The 16,931-nt window shown below is 75.2% G+C and carries 17 protein-coding genes; 1 reads left to right on the top strand and 16 read right to left on the bottom strand.

The annotated features are described in order from the left end of the window. Positions 1 to 242: 242 nt before the first annotated feature. From lgt to O2W53_RS06685, 13 genes are all read right to left on the bottom strand, one after another. Positions 243 to 1,310 (bottom strand): prolipoprotein diacylglyceryl transferase, encoded by a 1,068-nt coding sequence (gene lgt / locus O2W53_RS06745; protein ID WP_269162234.1) that lies wholly within the window; start codon positions 1,308 to 1,310, stop codon positions 243 to 245. Continuing rightward, entirely contained in the window at positions 1,307 to 2,107 is an 801-nt protein-coding gene (trpA, locus tag O2W53_RS06740) for a tryptophan synthase subunit alpha (RefSeq protein WP_269162233.1), read from the bottom strand. Before trpA ends, lgt begins: the two co-directional genes overlap by 4 nt. After that, positions 2,104 to 3,498 carry a tryptophan synthase subunit beta gene (gene trpB, locus O2W53_RS06735; protein WP_269162232.1) on the bottom strand — a complete coding sequence of 465 codons (1,395 nt, stop codon included), beginning with the start codon at positions 3,496 to 3,498 and terminating at the stop codon, positions 2,104 to 2,106. Before trpB ends, trpA begins: the two co-directional genes overlap by 4 nt. Before the next feature lie 23 nt (positions 3,499 to 3,521). Beyond that, positions 3,522 to 4,331 carry an indole-3-glycerol phosphate synthase TrpC gene (gene trpC / locus O2W53_RS06730; RefSeq protein WP_269162231.1) on the bottom strand — a complete coding sequence of 270 codons (810 nt, stop codon included), beginning with the start codon at positions 4,329 to 4,331 and terminating at the stop codon, positions 3,522 to 3,524. A 199-nt stretch (positions 4,332 to 4,530) separates the two neighbouring features. Beyond that, positions 4,531 to 5,190: a TIGR02234 family membrane protein gene (locus tag O2W53_RS06725; protein ID WP_269162230.1), complete on the bottom strand. Its 660-nt coding sequence runs from the start codon at positions 5,188 to 5,190 to the stop codon at positions 4,531 to 4,533. Further along, a complete protein-coding gene (locus tag O2W53_RS06720; RefSeq protein ID WP_269162229.1) occupies positions 5,187 to 6,692 on the bottom strand; it encodes an anthranilate synthase component I in 1,506 nt (501 codons plus the stop codon). Before O2W53_RS06720 ends, O2W53_RS06725 begins: the two co-directional genes overlap by 4 nt. Further along, on the bottom strand, positions 6,689 to 7,063 hold the full coding sequence (gene hisI, locus O2W53_RS06715) for a phosphoribosyl-AMP cyclohydrolase (RefSeq protein ID WP_269162228.1): 375 nt from the start codon (positions 7,061 to 7,063) through the stop codon (positions 6,689 to 6,691). The genes O2W53_RS06720 and hisI overlap by 4 nt, the downstream gene beginning before the upstream one ends. A gap of 57 nt (positions 7,064 to 7,120) precedes the next feature. Beyond that, entirely contained in the window at positions 7,121 to 7,855 is a 735-nt protein-coding gene (locus O2W53_RS06710; RefSeq protein WP_269162227.1) for a hypothetical protein, read from the bottom strand. Continuing rightward, the gene (locus O2W53_RS06705; protein WP_269162226.1) at positions 7,852 to 9,507 is read right to left on the bottom strand and encodes an FAD-binding dehydrogenase; all 1,656 of its coding nucleotides are present in this window, start codon (positions 9,505 to 9,507) and stop codon (positions 7,852 to 7,854) included. The genes O2W53_RS06710 and O2W53_RS06705 overlap by 4 nt, the downstream gene beginning before the upstream one ends. A gap of 105 nt (positions 9,508 to 9,612) precedes the next feature. Then, positions 9,613 to 10,032: a hypothetical protein gene (locus O2W53_RS06700; protein ID WP_269162225.1), complete on the bottom strand. Its 420-nt coding sequence runs from the start codon at positions 10,030 to 10,032 to the stop codon at positions 9,613 to 9,615. 39 nt (positions 10,033 to 10,071) lie between these two features. After that, positions 10,072 to 10,497 carry a hypothetical protein gene (locus O2W53_RS06695; protein WP_269162224.1) on the bottom strand — a complete coding sequence of 142 codons (426 nt, stop codon included), beginning with the start codon at positions 10,495 to 10,497 and terminating at the stop codon, positions 10,072 to 10,074. Between the two features lie 99 nt (positions 10,498 to 10,596). Continuing rightward, the gene (locus O2W53_RS06690) at positions 10,597 to 12,405 is read right to left on the bottom strand and encodes an ABC transporter ATP-binding protein (protein ID WP_269162223.1); all 1,809 of its coding nucleotides are present in this window, start codon (positions 12,403 to 12,405) and stop codon (positions 10,597 to 10,599) included. After that, positions 12,402 to 14,150, bottom strand: a complete 1,749-nt coding sequence (locus O2W53_RS06685; protein ID WP_269162222.1) for an ABC transporter ATP-binding protein — start codon at positions 14,148 to 14,150, stop codon at positions 12,402 to 12,404. Before O2W53_RS06685 ends, O2W53_RS06690 begins: the two co-directional genes overlap by 4 nt. 232 nt (positions 14,151 to 14,382) lie before the next feature. On the opposite strand from O2W53_RS06685, the gene O2W53_RS06680 reads away from it, so the two are divergent. Beyond that, complete coding sequence (locus tag O2W53_RS06680; RefSeq protein WP_269162221.1) at positions 14,383 to 15,012, top strand: TIGR03085 family metal-binding protein; 630 nt, start codon at positions 14,383 to 14,385, stop codon at positions 15,010 to 15,012. Between the two features lie 8 nt (positions 15,013 to 15,020). Here the strand turns inward: O2W53_RS06680 and hisF are convergent, their stop codons facing one another. Genes hisF through priA form a run of 3 tightly spaced genes read right to left on the bottom strand, consistent with a single transcriptional unit; the run spans position 15,021 to position 16,929 of the window. Beyond that, a complete protein-coding gene (hisF, locus tag O2W53_RS06675; RefSeq protein WP_269162220.1) occupies positions 15,021 to 15,815 on the bottom strand; it encodes an imidazole glycerol phosphate synthase subunit HisF in 795 nt (264 codons plus the stop codon). Then, complete coding sequence (locus O2W53_RS06670) at positions 15,812 to 16,201, bottom strand: RidA family protein (RefSeq protein ID WP_269162219.1); 390 nt, start codon at positions 16,199 to 16,201, stop codon at positions 15,812 to 15,814. Before O2W53_RS06670 ends, hisF begins: the two co-directional genes overlap by 4 nt. After that, complete coding sequence (priA, locus tag O2W53_RS06665) at positions 16,198 to 16,929, bottom strand: bifunctional 1-(5-phosphoribosyl)-5-((5-phosphoribosylamino)methylideneamino)imidazole-4-carboxamide isomerase/phosphoribosylanthranilate isomerase PriA (RefSeq protein WP_269162218.1); 732 nt, start codon at positions 16,927 to 16,929, stop codon at positions 16,198 to 16,200. The genes O2W53_RS06670 and priA overlap by 4 nt, the downstream gene beginning before the upstream one ends. Positions 16,930 to 16,931: the final 2 nt, after the last annotated feature.

Below are 16,931 nucleotides of genomic sequence, written 5' to 3'. Positions count from 1 at the left end.
AGGCCGGCGGACACGGTACGTCGAGCCGGCCTCAGGGACCCGCGCTCCCGCGGGGGCGGGTGGCCGCGGGATGGTCGTGCGCGGGGCAGCGCTGGCCCGGTCCGACGTCGCCGGCCGGCCCAGGATCACTGGTCGGCCAGAGTTGAGCGTACACAGCGGGGACACGTGCGCGACATGTCGAACAGGTGTCGGGAAAGTCTCCTCCAGCTGCGGAAAGGCGGCCGTCGCGGCAGCGTGCCGGGTCAGCCGGCCCGGGGCGAACCGCCCTCGTCGGTCCGGGCTCCGGTCCGGCCGTCGCCGGCCTCGTCGGTGACCGTCTCCCCCCCGACCGGCCCACCGCCGGCCGGCCCACCGCCGGCCGTGGCCCCCGCGGCGCCCGTGGCCGTGGCGCCGGTGGTCGCGGCGGGAGACGACGCCGCAGCGGGGACGCCGTCACCGGCCTTCTCCGCGCCGCGGGTGATGACCTCCCGCGGCCGGCCACGGTTGACGACCATGTACGCGACGGCCAGCAGGCCGACGATGATCGAGGTGAAGACGTTGAGCCGCAGCCCGAGGAACTGCTCGGCCGTGTCGATGCGGAGCATCTCGATCCACACCCGGCCGGCGCAGTAGGCGGCGACGTACAGCGCGAAGGCCCGCCCGTGGGAGAGCCGGAAGCGGCGGTCGGCCCAGATCACCAACGCCGCGACGCCGAGGTTCCACAGCAGCTCGTACAGGAACGTGGGGTGGAAGGTGCCCAGCACCTGCGGTTCGCCGTCGGGACCGGTGAGCGCCTGACCGGCGGAGGCGTTCCAGCGGTAGATCGTCAGCGCCCACGGGAGGTCGGTGGCGCTGCCGTAGAGCTCGTTGTTGAACCAGTTGCCCAGTCGCCCCACCGCCTGGGCGAGCACGATGCCGGGGGCGATCGCGTCGGCCCAGGCGGGCAGCGGGATCCCCCGCCGCCGGCACCCGATCCAGGCGCCGACCCCGCCGAGCGCGATCGCGCCCCAGATGCCGAGGCCGCCCTCCCAGATGGCGAAGGCCCGGATCGGGTCGCCACCCTCCCCGAAGTAGGGCTGCGGGGTGGTGATCACGTGGTAGATGCGACCGCCGACGATGCCGAAGGGCACCGCCCAGACGGCGATGTCCAGCACGTCGCCGGGGGCGCCGCCGCGGGCCACCCAGCGGCGCTCACCCAGCCAGCAGGCCAGCACGATGCCGGCGATGATGCACAGTGCGTAGGCGCGCAGGGGGAACGGCCCGATCTCCCACACCCCCTGGGTGGGGCTGGGGATCGCGGCGAGGACGGAGGCGTCCGCCAGCAGGGTCATGCCTGCACCTTCGCACGCCGGACGCCCTCGGCGAGCTCGGCGGACAGTGAACGCACGCCGTCGGCGCCGTGCCCGTCGAGCAGCCGCCGGACGTAGGCCGACCCGACGATCACCCCGTCGGCGAACCCGGCGACCTCGGCCGCCTGGTCGCCGGTGGAGACCCCCAGGCCGACGCACACCGGCGGCTCGCCGGCGGCGGCACGGGTGCGGGCGACCAGTCGTTCCGCGGCGTCCCCGACGGTGGCCCGGCTGCCGGTGACGCCCATCGTGGAGGCGGCGTAGACGAAGCCGCGGCAGGCGGCGACGGTGGCGGCCAGCCGGGCGTCGGTGGACGACGGCGCGACCAGGAAGACCCGGTCCAGGCCCACCCGGTCGCTGGCGGCCAGCCATGCGCCGGCCTCGTCGGGGATGAGATCGGGGGTGATGGCGCCGGCGCCACCGGCCGCGGCCAGGTCGTCGGCGAAGCGGTCGACCCCGTAGCGCTCGATCGGGTTCCAGTAGCTCATCACCACCGGCACGGCACCGGCGGCGGCGACCGCGGTCACGGCGCGCAGCACGTCGGCCATGCCGACCCCGGCCCGGACGGCGACGTCGACGGCCTCCTGGATCACCGGCCCGTCCATCCCCGGGTCGGAGTAGGGCACGCCGATCTCCACGATGTCGGCCCCGCCCTCGACCGCCGCGACCATCGCCGCGATCGAGGCGTCGACGTCGGGGTAGCCGACCGGGAGGTAGGCGATCAGCGCCGCCCGCCCCTCGGACCGCGCCGCGGCGATGCGCTCCTGCAGTGCGCTCACGAGTCCTCCCCCGCGTCCTGCCCGGCCACGGCCCGGTCGTTGCTGACCGCGCCCTCGGTGGCGTGCTGCTCGGTGTCCAGGCCCGGCCCCGGTTCCGCACCCCGGCCGGCCTCGACGGCCCGCTCGTCGGAGTCGGTCGGCGCCGTCCGGTCGGCGAGGTCGAACCAGGCGCTGGCGGTCTCGACGTCCTTGTCCCCGCGGCCGGAGAGGTTCACCAGCAGCAGCGCGTCCGGGCCGAGCTCGCGGCCGACCACCATCGCGCCGGCCAGCGCGTGCGCCGACTCGATCGCCGGGATGATCCCCTCGGTGCGACACAGCAGGGCGAAGGCCTCCATCGCCTCGGCGTCGGTGACCGGCCGGTACTCGGCCCGCCCGATGTCGTGCAGGAAGGCGTGCTCGGGGCCGACGCCCGGGTAGTCCAGGCCGGCGGAGATGGAGTGCGACTCGACGGTCTGCCCGTTGTCGTCCTGCAGCAGGTAGGAGCGCGCGCCGTGCAGCACACCGGGGTCTCCCCCGGTGATGGTGGCCGCGTGTCGGCCGGTGTCCACGCCGTCCCCACCGGCCTCCAGGCCGACCAGCCGGACGGCCTCGTCGGGCACGAAGGCAGTGAAGATGCCGATCGCGTTGGACCCGCCACCGACACAGGCCAGGACGACGTCGGGCAGCCGCTGCTCCCGCTCGAGCAGCTGCGCGCGCGCCTCGTCGCCGATGACCCGCTGGAAGTCGCGCACCATCATCGGGAACGGGTGCGGGCCGGCGACGGTGCCGAAGACGTAGTTCGTCGTCTCGACGTTGGTCACCCAGTCGCGGAACGCCTCGTTGATCGCGTCCTTCAGCGTGCGGGAGCCGGTGGTCACCGGGATCACCTCGGCACCCAGCAGCCGCATCCGGGCGACGTTCAGCGCCTGGCGGCGGGTGTCCTCCTCGCCCATGTAGACGGTGCAGGACAGCCCCATCAGGGCCGCGGCGGTGGCGGTGGCGACCCCGTGCTGGCCGGCGCCGGTCTCGGCGATGACCCGGGTCTTGCCGATCCGCTTGGTCAGCAGCGCCTGGCCGAGCACGTTGTTGATCTTGTGTGAACCGGTGTGGTTGAGGTCCTCGCGCTTGAGCAGCACCCGCGCCCCGCCGCAGTGCTCGGCGAACTTCGGCACCTCGGTGATCGGGCTGGGGCGGCCGGTGTAGTCGCGCTGCAGGCGGGCGAACTCGTCGAGGAAGGCGGGGTCGACCCGCATCGCCTCGTAGGCCGCGGTCAGCTCGTCCAGCGCGGCGATCAGCGCCTCCGGGACGAACCGGCCGCCGAAGACACCGAAGTGCCCCGTGGCATCCGGCCACTCCCCCGACGCCGTGGCGTCGGGGACGTCAGGGGCCGGGGCGTGCGCGGAGAGGGTCATGCCCTCAGTGTGGCGCGTGGAGGCTAACGGGTGGTGCGCGGGGTCGCCGGGTGGGAACCGGCGGTGACCAGGTCGGCGACCGCCTGCCGCGGGTCGCCGGCGGTGACCAGGCCCTCCCCCACCAGCACCGCGTCGGCGCCCGCGCCGGCGTAGCTGATCAGGTCGTGCGGGCCGCGCACCCCGGACTCGGCGATCTTGACGACCTCGCTGGGCAGCCCCGGGGCGATCCGCTCGAAGGTGGAGCGGTCGACCGACAGCGTGGTCAGGTCGCGGGCGTTGACGCCGATCACCGAGGCGCCTGCGGCGAGCGCACGGTCGGCCTCGGCCTCGCTGTGCACCTCGACCAGGGCGGTCATGCCGAGGGACTCGATCCGCTCGAGCAGGCCGATGAGCACCGGCTGGTCGAGCGCGGCCACGATGAGCAGGACCAGGTCGGCCCCGTGTGCCCGGGCCTCGTGCACCTGGTAGCTGCTGATCACGAAGTCCTTGTTCAGCACCGGGACGTCGACGGCGGCCCGGACGGCGGCCAGGTCGGCGTGCGACCCGCCGAACCGGCGGCCCTCGGTCAGCACGCTGATCACCCGGGCACCGCCGGCGGCGTACTGCGCGGCGAGCGCGGCCGGGTCGGCGATGGCAGCAAGGTCACCCTTGCTCGGGCTGCGCCGCTTGACCTCGGCGATCACACCGACGCCCGGGGCCCGGAGGGCGGCGAGGGCGTCCAGGGCGGGCCGGGCGTCGCGGGCCGCGGCCTGCACCTCGGTCAGCGGGGTGGTGGCCTGACGGGCAGCGACGTCCTCCCGGACACCGGCGACGATCTCGTCGAGGACGCTCATGACCCCTCCTCGGACCTCTCAGGATGTGGCACCGGACCGGCCCCCACCACTCGGACCGCGCGGATCACTCTAGAGACGGCCCAGGTCCGGTTCCCTCCGGGGGCCGGTGCACGCCGCCCGGACGGCCCGGGTACAAGAGCGGGCGCCCCGCTGGGCGGGCCCGGCGCAGGGCCGCACGGCGAGGAGGAGGACCTCGTCCTCATGCGGTCGGGTCGTCGCCGCGGTCCAGGGCCTTCCAGGCCGCCTGGTGCCGGTCCTCGTCGGTCTCCGGGCGAGCGGGACGAGCCGGCCGGGCAGGTGCTGCCGTCGCCCCCGCCGGCTGCCCGGTGCGCTCGTAGCGACGGCCCATGCCCGGCCAGTCCCGGCCGCGCAGCACCACCAGGGCCCCGGCCAGCACGCCGAGCACACCGGCGACCAGGGCCACCGCGGGCCAGGTGGCCATGGGGTCGGTGGTCACCTGGGCCTGCCCCAGCCCGACCCCCGACGTCACGTCGGTGCCGCCGAGGTCGAGCGAACCGGTGAGCGCACGCAGCCCCGACCAGCCGAGCACGCCACCGGCCACCGCGACCAGCAGGCCGACCACCACCCGGCCGACGCCGCGGACGGCGATGACCGCGACCGCGGCGGCGAGCAGCAGCAGCCCGCACGCGGCGACCAGCGGTGCGGCCTGGCTGCCGGTCAGCACCTCCGACGTCGGCGGCAGCGGCGGTTCGCGCACGACCGTGACGTCGGCCCACGGCTCGCCGGACGCCGACAGCGCCAGCCCACCGGAGAGCGCGGACAACAGGACCGCGACGGTGAGCTCCCGCCGGCCCCGGGTGGCGGCCGGAGGCGGGACCGGGGGCGCGGTGTGGCTCACCGGAGCTCCCGCAGCCCCTCCGCGGTGGCGATCGCCGACAGCACGGCGCGGGCCTTGTGCCGGGTCTCCGCCTCCTCGGTGGCCGGGTCGCTGTCGGCCACCACGCCGGCGCCGGCCTGCACGTAGGCGCGGCCGTCGTGCAGCACCGCGGTGCGGATGGCGATGGCCATGTCCATGTCACCGCTGGCGTCGACATAGCCGACCGTGCCGGCGTAGAGCGCCCGGCGGGTGGGCTCCAGGGACTCGATGACCTCCATCGCCCGCGGCTTGGGCGCCCCGGAGACGGTGCCGGCGGGGAAGGTCGCGTCGAACACGTCCAGCGCGTCCCGGTCCGCGGTCACCTGACCGGCCACGGTGGAGACCAGGTGCATGACGTGGCTGTACCGCTCGACCCGCATGAAGTCGGCGACCTCGACGGTGCCCGGCTCACTCACCCGGCCCAGGTCGTTACGGGCCAGGTCGACCAGCATCACGTGCTCGGCGCGTTCCTTGGGGTCGGCCAGCAGCTCCTCGGTGAGCCGGACGTCGTCCTCCGGGGTGGCGCCGCGCGGACGGGTGCCGGCCGGCGGGTGCACCACGGCCCGGCTCCCGGTCACGGTGACCAGCGCCTCCGGGGAGGAGCCGACCACGTCGAACGGCGACTGCCGCCCGGCGAAGCGGAGCAGGTACATGTACGGCGAGGGGTTGGTGGCCCGCAGCACCCGGTAGAGGTCCAGGGCGTCGACGTCGGTGGCCAGCTCGAAGCGCTGGGCGAGCACGGTCTGGAAGACGTCGCCGGCGCGGACGTGCTCGCGCACCCGCTCGACGCCGGCCTCGTACTCCCCCGGCCCCATGTTGCTGGTCACCGGCGGCGCGTCGGCGGTCTCGACCATCGCCACGCCGGGGGGCGCCGCCTCGGCCAGGTCGGCGGCCATCGCGTCCAGCCGGGCGACCGCGTCGTCGTAGCCACCCGGCGCACCGCCCAGCACGTTGGCGATGAGCAGCACCGTGCCGTCGGTGTGGTCCAGCACCGCCAGGTCGGTGACGAGCATGAGCGCCAGCTCGGGCATGCCCAGGTCGTCGACGGCGGTCTGCGGCAGCCGCTCGAGCCGCCGGACGACGTCGTAGCCCAGGTAGCCCACCAGCCCGCCGGTCAGCGGCGGCAGGCCGGGTGTGCGCGGCGAGCGGAGCCGGCGGGCCAGGGTGCGGACGGCGGCCAGCGGGTCGGCGGGCAGGTCGTCGGTGAGCCCGGGCAGCGGGTCACCGAGCCAGGCCGTCGTCCCGTCGGCCTCGGTGAGCACCCCGGCGCTGCGCACGCCGACGAAGCTGAACCGGGACCACTGCTTGCCCTGTTCGGCGGACTCCAGGAGCACGGTGCCCGGCCGGTTGCCGGCCAGCTTGCGGTAGATGCCCACGGCGGTCTCGCTGTCGGCCAGCAGCCGGCGGGTGACCGGGACGACGGGCGCGTCCAGGTGCGCGAACTCGGCGCGGGTCGGGCTGGTGCGCCCCAGCTGCAGGCTCATGCCGGCGCCCCGGGCGTGGCCGGCAGCGGGCGGTGGAAGCAGCTGCGCTCGCCGGTGTGGCAGGCCGGGCCCTCCTGGTCGACGAGCAGCAGCAGGGCGTCGCCGTCGCAGTCCAGTCGTACGTCGCGCACCCACTGCCGGTGACCGGAGGTCTCCCCCTTCACCCAGTACTCGCCGCGGCTGCGCGACCAGTAGGTGGCCCGGCCGGTGGTGAGCGTGCGGTGCAGCGCCTCGTCGTCCATCCAGGCGACCATCAGCACCTCGCCGGTGTCGTGCTGCTGCACGACGGCGGCGACGAGGCCGGCGGGGTCGCGGCTCAGCAGCGTGGCGACGGCGGGGTCCAGGGCGGTGTCGGGGGCAGGGGCGGACATGCGCTGATCGTCCCACCCGGCGCGCTGCGGCCGGTCAGGCCCCGGACGCAGCGCCGGTCAGGGCCCGGGCCGGGGCGCCCCTGAGGGCGGCTGCTCCCCCGCCGGTGCCGGTGGTGTGGCCTGCCGGGCCCACGCCCGGGCGTCGGGCAGGAAGGTCAGGCCGGCCGCCGTCCCGGCGAGGACCACGTAGAGGACCGGGACGAAGCCCAGGGCGTCACCGATGCTGCGCGCGGAGAGGTCGCCGAGCACCGTCACCCAGTACAGGCTCAGGGCCAGCTGGAGCCCGCAGGCGGCGAGCAGGAACCGGCGGTCGCCGTTCAGCTGCCGCAGCCCGCCCACGACCAGCAGGGCCACCAGTGCGAGCTGGGCCAGCGCCGTCCCGGTGCCGACCCCGGCCGAGGGCCCCTGGGCGAGGCTGAGCAGCGCGCTGAACGCCAGGCCGTAGATGGTGCCGAGCACCACCAGCAGCGCGGAGACGAAGGCCAGCACGGCGGCGGCGACGACCGACCCGGGCCGGGCCGGGCGCTGCGGAGCGCCCCACCCTCCCGGTGCACCCCACCCCGGCGGACCCCACCCGGCCGGCACCCAGCCCGGTGGCGGGGGCCAGCCCTGCGGAGCCGCCCATCCCTGCGGAGCCACCCATTCCTGCGGAGCCGCCCATCCCTGCGGAGCCACCCATCCCTGCGGCGGCGGCCCGTAGCCGGACGGGTCGCCATGACCCGGTTCCTGCGGGGGCGGGCCGTAGGACGGCGGGCCGGTGTAGGGGACGGCGTCCCAGTCGGGTGTGGTCACAGCGCCGCCGCCAGCGCGCGGCCGGTCACCCGGCCGGAGAACAGGCAGCCGCCGAGGAAGGTGCCCTCCAGCGAGCGGTAGCCGTGCATCCCCCCGCCGCCGAAGCCGGCGACCTCCCCGGCCGCGTACAGCCCGGGGAACGGTCCCCCGTCGGCCCGCAGCACGCGGCCGGACAGGTCGGTCTCCAGGCCGCCGAGGGACTTGCGCGTGAGCACGGTGAGCCGGACGGCGATCAGCGGCCCCGCATCGGGGTCCAGCAGCCGGTGCGGTGCGGCGACCCGGATCAGCTTGTCGCCCAGGAAGGTGCGGGCCTGACGCATCGCCGTCACCTGGAGGTCCTTGGTGAAGGTGTTGGCGATCTCCCGGTCGCGGGCGACGACCTCGCGCTCCACGGTGGCCAGGTCGACGTGCGGGGAGTCGCCGGTGAGCCGGTTCATCCCGGCCACCAGCTCCGGCAGGGTGCGCTCGACGACGAAGTCCTCGCCGTCGTCCAGGAACTTCTGCACCGGGGCCGCCGCACCCGCGCGCACCCGGGTGAGCAGCAGCTTGAGGTCCTTGTCCGTGAGGTCGGGGTTCTGCTCGGAGCCGGAGAGGGTGAACTCCTTCTCCACGATCTTCTGGGTGAGCAGGAACCAGGTGTGCTCGAACCCGGTGGTGCCGATGTGCGCGAGCGTGCCGAGGGTGTCGAAGCCGGGGAACAGCGGGACCGGCAAGCGGGTGCCGGTGGCGTCGAGCCACAGCGAGGAGGGGCCGGGGAGGATCCGGATGCCGTGGTGGGCCCAGATCGGTGAGTGGTTGGCGATGCCCTCGGTGTAGTGCCACATCCGGTCGGGGTTGACCACCCGGCCGCCGGCGCCCTGGGCGATCTCCAACATCCGGCCGTCGACGTGCGCCGGGACGCCGGAGAGCAGTCGCTTCGGCACCGGGCCCAGCCGCGCCGGCCAGTTCTTCCGCACCAGCTCGTGGTTGCCGCCGATGCCGCCGGAGGTGACGACGACGGCCTGCGCCGAGTACTCGAACTCGCCGACCTCGGTGCGGGAGCTGGCCACGCCGCGCTCGACGTCGCTGGGCTCCAGGACCGCGCCGCGCACCCCGGTGACCGCGCCACCGGTGACCACCAGCCCGTCGACCCGGTGCCGGTGCCGGACGTCGACCAGCCCGCGGGCGGCGGCGTCGGCGACCCGGCGCAGGAACGGGGCCAGCACGCCGGGTCCGGTGCCCCAGGTGATGTGGAACCGGGGGACGGAGTTGCCGTGTCCGGTCGCGGTGTACCCGCCGCGCTCGGCCCAGCCGACGACGGGGAAGAACCGGACGCCCTGGGCTCGCAGCCAGGCGCGCTTCTCCCCCGCGGCGAACTGCAGGTAGGCCTCGGCCCACTGGCGGGGCCAGTGGTCCTCGGCGCGGTCGAAGCCGGCGGTGCCCAGCCAGTCCTGCCGGGCCAGCTCCAGGGAGTCCTTCACCCGCAGCCGGCGCTGCTCGGGGCTGTCGACGAGGAAGAGCCCGCCGAAGGACCAGTGCGCCTGCCCGCCGAGGGAGGCGGCCGGCTCCTGGTCCAGCAGCAGCACCCGCTTCCCGGCATCGGCCAGCTCGGCGGTGGCGACCAGCCCGGCCAGCCCCGCCCCCACCACGATCACGTCAGCGTCGTTGCCCACCCCGGGGACGCTAGCTGGCCCGGGGCGCCGGCCGGGCGGTCCGGCGTGTGCGAGTCGTCCGGGCGGGTCGGGTGCGCGCAGCCCGGCCGGGCCTGCTGGGCGTGGTCAGCTGGGAGGGACCCCGGCGGGCCGGTCGGCCCAGCGCCGCGCGCCGGACGACGACCCGAGCAGCGCGGCCAGCAGCGGACCGGCCAGCACGACGGCCAGCGCGGCGACCACGTCGCCCACCGGCTCCGGCTGTCCCGCCGAGCTCACGACCACCAGCAGCGGGTAGCTGACCAGGGTGGCCACCGCGACCCCGACCAGCAGCCGGTGGCCCCGCTGCCGGGTGAGCCGTGCAGCACCGACCAGGTGCCCGACCGCGAGCGCGAGCAGCAACGGCCAGGACCACCGCTCGACCGGGTCGAGGTCCGGTGCGTAGCTGTAGGTGATCAGCGCCATGAACAGGAGGGGGACCGCGCTCACCCCGCCCGCCAGGCCGGCGAGGAGCGCGGTCATCGGGGGGTCGTCGTCCGTCTCAGGCACCCTCCGGACGCTAGGGGCGCCCGCCGGCGCACGGGGTGGTCAGCCGCGATCTGTGGACAGTCGGGCGCCCCGCCGGGCGGCGACCCATCGGCGGACGCCGGGGAGCCCGGCGAGCACCGCGGTGCCGGCCGGCAGCAGCCACATCAGCACCACGAACCCGTCGGTGTCCGCCCCGAGCCCGGCGGCGATGGTCCCCCAGACGACCAGGCCGAACAGGACGGCGGCCGGCACGAGCAGCGCCAGCCAGGAGCGGCCGATCAGCAGCAGCAGTGCGCCGGTCAGCAGCCAGGCCGCGAGCAGCACGGGCGTGGCGATCACCAGCCAGGTGCCGCCGTCGTACTGCCCGTTGGAGAAGGCCAGGGCGATGACGCTGAAGAAGCCGGTCAGCAACGCGGTGAGCACCGCCCCCAGCACGGCGACCAGGGCGAGCAGCGGCGGACGGCGGCTGGCGGACTCGGAGGACACGGCCGGACGGTAGGGCCTCGGCGCGGGTCCCCGGGCCGCTCGGGCGGCGGGCGGGCGGGATCGTCGTCCCACCCGCCCCACCGGCACCGGACGGGCGGGTCAGGCGGCGGGTTCGGGCTGCCGGCCGGAGCTGCGGCGCCACGAGGCGTGCAGCCGCGCGTAGGGCCCGTCGGCGTCCACGAGCTGGGCGTGCGTGCCGCGCTGGACGACCCGGCCGGCGTCCACGACCAACACCTCGTCGGCCCGCTCCGCGGTGGACAGCCGGTGCGCGATGGTCAGCGTGGTGCGCCCGCTCGTCAGCGCGTCCAGCGCCCGGGTCAGCCGCATCTCGGTGGCCGGGTCGACCGCACTGGTCGCCTCGTCCAGCACCAGCAGGTCCGGGTCGGCGACGTAGGCGCGGGCCACCGCGACTAGCTGCCGCTCCCCCGCCGACAGCGACTCCCCGCGCTGGCCGACCGGGGTGCCGACGCCGTCGGGCAGCCCGTCGAGCCAGTCCCGCAGGCCCAGCTCGTCGAAGGCGGCGACGATCGCCGCGTCGGTCAGGTCCGGCCGGCCGTAGCGCACGTTGTCGGCCACCGAGGCGTCGAACAGGAACCCGTCCTGCGGCACCATCACGACCCGTTCGCGCAACGAGGCGAAGGCCACCTCGTCCAGCGGCACGCCACCGACCAGCACCCGGCCCCCGGTGGGGTCCATCAGCCGGGTGACGAGCTTGGCGAACGTCGTCTTGCCCGACCCGGTCTCCCCGACGATCGCGATGCGGGTCCGGGCGGCGATGGTCAGGTCGACGCCGTCCAGGGCCTTGGCGGCCCCCGCCCCGTAGGCGAAGGAGACGGCGTCGAAGCGCACGTCCAGCGGCCCGTCGGGCAGCGGCCGGCCGTCGGCGGGGTCCTGGACGTCGGGCTCGGTGTCCAGCACGTCGAGCACCCGGCGGAACCCGGCGACGGCGTTCTGCGCCTCGTTCAGCACCTCACTGGCGGTCTGCACCGGCGCGACGAACAGCGTGACCAGGAAGAGGAAGGCGACCAGAGTGCCGGCGCTGATGTCCCCGGCGATGCCGAGCAGCACGCCGACCACGACGACCGCCGCGTTGGCGACGGCGGCGATGAACTCGCCGCTGACGTAGACGCCGGCGGTCACCTTCTGCGCGTGCACCGAGGCGCGGTAGTGCCGGTCGATGGCGCCGTCGAGGCGGGCCGCCGTCCGGGCACGGACGCCGTAGGCCCGCACGGTCGGCGCACCGACGACCGACTCCCCCACCGCGGCCAGCACGTCGCCGACCCGTTCGCGCACGACGCCGTAGACCTCGGCGAGGCGGCGGGCGAAGAACTTGATCGCCACGGCCAGCGGGATGAAGCAGACCAGCACCAGCAGGGTGAGCTGCCAGGAGTAGACCGCCATGACGACGGTGGCCACCACGAGCTGGCCGAGGCTGACCAGCCCGAGCACCCCGCCCCACTGCATGAACACCGACAGCTGGTCGACGTCGCTGGTCACCCGGGAGACCAGCGAGCCCCGCCGCTGGCCCTGCTGGTGCAGCACCGACAGGTCGTGCACGTGCCGGAACGCCCGCACCCGGAGCCCGGCCAGCGCCGTCTCGGTCGTGCGGAACAGCCGGACGTTCATCCGGTAGACGGCGAAGCTGGTGATCAGCACGACGACCGCGCAGACCGCGACCAGGTCGCGGACCAGGTCGATGTCCGGGCCGCCGGGTGCGCCGAGCCCTCGGTCCAGGGTCTGCTGCACCGCGATCGGGACGACCACCCGGCCGGCGGTGGCGATCAGGGCCAGCGCGAACGTGGCGGGCAGCCCCTGGCGGAACTCCGGCATCATCCGCAGACCCCGGCGCAGGGTCGCCGTGGCGCTCTCCGACCGGCGGTCGGTGGCCAGCATCGGCTGGTCGCTCACGCCGACACCTCCGCGGGGGCGCGCTCGGCCGGGCCGGGCTCGGGCGGCTGGTAGGCGTGCACCAGGCGGGCGTAGCCGGGCACCTGGGCGAGCAGCTCGGCGTGCGTGCCGCGGGCGACGAGCCGGCCGGCCTCCAGCCAGAGCACCTCGTCGGCCAGCGCGATGGTGGCCTGCCGGTAGGCGACCACGACGACAGTGGCCGGCCGGTCGGTCGCGCGCAGCGCGTCCAGGATCCGGGCCTCCACCGACGGGTCGACCGCACTGGTCGCGTCGTCCATCACCAGCAGCCGGGGACGGCGGACGATGGCACGGGCCAGCGCAAGCCGCTGCCGCTGGCCGCCGGAGAGGCTGGCGCCGCGCTCGCCGACCCGGGTGTCCAGGCCGTCGGGGAGCCGGCCGATGAAGTCGTCGGCGGCCGCGACGCGCAGCGCCTCGTGCACCTGCTCGTCGGTGTACGGCCCGCCGAGGGTCACGTTGTCGCGGACGGTGTCGTCGAACAGGAAGGTCGTCTGGGCGACGAACGCCACCTGGTCGCTGACCTGGCCCTCGCGGAGGGTGCGCAGGTCGACCCCGTCGAGCAGCACCGCCCCGGAGTCCGGGTCGGTCAGCCGCACCAGCAGCCCGGCGAGGGTGGACTTGCCGGCGCCGGTCGGGCCGACGACGGCGAGCGTGCGCCCCGCGGCGACGTCGAAGGTGACGCCGTCCAGGGTCGGGCGCGCGGCACCGCCGTAGCGGAAGGAGACGTCCTGCAGTTCGAGCACGGCGCCCTGGTCGCCGGCGGGCGCCGAGTCGGGCCCGTGCGGGATCTCCCCGGTGGCCTCGAGCACGGGGGTCACCCGGTCGAACCCGGCCATCGCCCGGGGCAGGTCGGCCAGCACCCAGCCGATGGCGCGGATCGGCAGGGCCAGCAGGGTGAACAGGTAGGCGATGGAGACCAGGTCGCCGGCGTCGGCGGCACCGGCGACGACCCGCTGGGCCCCGATGAACAGCACCGCCAGCGTGCCCAGGTTCGGCAGCGCCTCCATCAGCGGGTCGAACAGGCCCCGGACCCGGCCGACGGAGATCAGCCCGTCGCGCAGCTCGTCGGCCTTCACCGCGAACCGGTCGGTCTCGGTGGTCTCCCGGCCCAGCGTCTTGACGACGAGTGCGGCGTCGAAGCTCTCGTGGGCGATCTCGCTGACCTCGGCGCGGAGCTGCTGGGCACGCGCCATCCGGGGCGACATGACCTGGCTGTAGACGGCGTTCATCACGAACACCAGGGGGAAGACGACCAGCCCGACCAGCGCGAGCAGGGGGTCGGTGAGCACCAGCGCGACGCTGGTGATGGCCACCATGACCAGCGCGCCACAGGCGAAGGGCAGCGGCTGGACGAAGAACCAGGCCGACTCGACGTCGGAGTTGGCGTTGGACAGCAGCTGCCCGGTGGGGTGCCGCTGGTGCCAGGACAGCGGCAGCCGGAGGTACTGGCCGGTGACCCGGCGGCGGTAGTCGGCCTGCAGCCGGTAGGCCATCATCCCGGCGAACAGCCGCCGGCCGATGATCCCGACGATCTTCAGGACGGCGACGACGAGGATCGCCAGCGCGGCGAGGGTCAGCGCGGCCGTGGTGGTCGCCCCCTCGTCGAAGGCCGGCAGCAGCACCCGGGTGGTGATCCCACCGATGACGTAGGCGCTGGCGACGGTCATCCCGCCGTAGAGGCTGCTGCCCAGGAACGCCAGCGCGAAGATGCCCGGTTGCTCGCGCACGGCGCGGCGCACGTGACGGAGCCCGCGCCGGACGACGGCGTCTCTGCGGCGCGGCACAGGGGTCCTCCAGGGGGTCGAGCGGTCGGTGCGGTCAGCGTACTCGCGTTCCTTAGGACCCCTAACGGAATTGCCGGGAGCCTCGCGGCGGCCCGGAGGCCGGGGCCCGGGGCGTCGGTCACGAGCCGGTCTCGTCGGCGGGCCGTCGGTGCCGGAACGGCGATAACCTCGGCTGGTGCCGACCTCCGCCGTGCCCGTGTCCCAGTCGGAGCGGGCCGCGCTGGCCGACCTGCTGGAGCAGCTGGGGCCCGATCGGCCCACCTGCTGCGAGGGCTGGGCGACCCAGGACATGGCCGCCCACCTGGTCGTACGCGACCGTCGCCCCGATGCCATGCCGGGGTTCGTGCTGGGCGGGCCGTTCGCGCGGTGGACGGACAAGGTCCACGGCCGGGCCCGGGAGCGGCAGGACTACGGCCGGCTGGTCGCCGAGGTCCGGTCGGGCCCGCCGACCTGGGTGCCCACCTCCTGGCCGGCGGTGGACCGGCTGGTGAACACCGCCGAGATGGTGATCCACCACGAGGACGTGCGGCGGGCACAGCCCGGGTGGGCACCGCGGGAGCTGCCCCGGCAGGTGCAGGACCAGCTGTGGAAGAGCGTGCCGGTCCTGGCCCGCGGCCAGGCGTCGCAGCGGCCGACGGCCGGCCTGCTGGTGCGGCGCAGCGACGTGCCCGACGGCTCGGCGGGCAGCGAGCGCCGGCTGCACGACGGTGAGCCGACGACGACGGTGACCGGCGCCCCGCTGGAGGTGCTGCTCTGGGTGAGCGGCCGCCGCGAGGTCGCCTGCGTGGACCTCACCGTCGACTGACCCCCCACTCACCGCAGCGGGCGGTCGGCCTCCTGCCGGATCGGCACCCCGGCGGCGGCGAGCCCCTGCTTGACGTCGCCGACCCGCAGCTGCCCGAAGTGGAAGACGCTGGCGGCCAGGACCGCGTCGGCGCCGGCGGCCACCGCCGGCGGGAAGTGGTCGACCGCGCCCGCTCCCCCGCTGGCGATCAGCGGCACGGTCACCTCGCGGCGGACGGCGGAGATCAGGTCGGTGTCGAAGCCGGCGCGGGTGCCGTCGGCGTCCATCGAGTTCAGCAGCACCTCACCGACGCCCAGCTGCGCGGCCTGCACCACCCACTCCACGGCGTCCCGGCCGGTGCCGCGCCGGCCACCGTGGGTGGTGACCTCGAAGCCGGAGTCGGTCTGCACCCCGTCCCGGACGCGGCGCGCGTCCAGCGACAGCACGAGCACCTGGTTGCCGAACCGGTCGGCGATCTCGGCGATCAGCTCCGGCCGGGTGACCGCCGCGGTGTTCACCGCGATCTTGTCCGCCCCGTTGCGCAGCAGCCGGTCGACGTCGGCGACGCTGCGCACCCCACCGCCGACGGTGAGCGGGATGAACACGCTCTCCGCCGTGCGCCGGACGACGTCGTAGGTGGTCTCCCGGTCACTGGAACTGGCGGTGATGTCCAGGAAGGTCAGCTCGTCGGCACCCTCGGCGTCGTAGACCCGGGCCATCTCCACCGGGTCACCGGCGTCGACCAGGTCGACGAAGTTGACGCCCTTCACCACCCGGCCGGCGTCGACGTCCAGGCAGGGGATCACCCGCACGGCCAGGCTCATGCCGCACCCCGCACCGCGTCGGCCTCGATCTCCACCAGCATCGCCGGGTCGATCAGGGCGGCCACCTGCACCATCGCGGTGGCCGGCCGGACGTCACGGAAGAACTCCCCGTGCACCCGCCCGACCTCCTCCCAGCGGCTGATGTCGGTGACGTACAGCCGGGTGCGGACGACGTCGCCCGGGGCGAACCCGGCGTCGGCCAGCGAGCGCATGATCGTCTCCAGCGCCACCCGGGTCTGGGCACCGGCGTCGCCCGGGTGCACCACCTGCCCGTCGACGGTCGCGGTGGTGCCGCTGACGTACGCGGTGTCGCCGGCGACGACGACGCGGCTGTAGCCGACGACCGCCTCCCAGGGAGCCCCCGAGCCCAGCCGGAGCGCGGTCATGCCAGTTCTTCGGTCAGCGCCAGCGCCTCGGGCAGGGTGAACTGGCCGGCGTAGAGCGCCTTGCCGACGATCGAGCCCTCGACGCCGACCTCGGTCAGTGCGGCCAGCGCGCGGATGTCCTCCAGCGAGCTGACGCCGCCGGAGGCGACCACCGGACGCGGCGTGGCCGCGCAGACCTCGCGCAGCAGGTCCAGGTTCGGGCCGCGCAGCGTGCCGTCCTTGGTGATGTCGGTGACGACGTAGCGGGCGCACCCCTCGGCGTCCAGCCGGGCGAGGGTCTCGTACAGCTCGCCGCCCTCCTTGGTCCAGCCGCGGGCGGCCAGCCGGGTGCCGCGCACGTCCAGGCCGACGGCGACCCGGTCGCCGTGCTCGGCGATCGCCCGCGCGCACCACTCCGGGGACTCCAGCGCGGCGGTGCCCAGGTTGACCCGCCGGCAGCCGGTGGCCAGCGCGGCCGTCAACGACTCGTCGTCCCGGATGCCACCGGAGAGCTCCACGTCGACGTCCAGCTCACCGACCACGCGGGCCAGCAGCTCGCGGTTGGAGCCACGCCCGAAGGCAGCGTCCAGGTCGACCAGGTGCACCCACTCGGCGCCGTCGCGCTGCCAGGCCAGCGCCGCCTCGAGCGGGTCGCCGTAGGAGGTCTCGCTGCCGGCCTCCCCCTGGACCAGGCGGACGGCGAGGCCGTCGGCGACGTCGACGGCAGGGAGCAGCTGGAGCTTCGGCACGG

The sequence above is a fragment of the Modestobacter sp. VKM Ac-2978 genome (assembly GCF_026968025.1).
GTDB lineage: Bacteria > Actinomycetota > Actinomycetes > Mycobacteriales > Geodermatophilaceae > Modestobacter.
Note: the sequence above shows the minus strand (reverse complement) of the source record. Positions and strands in the feature narration are given on the sequence as shown.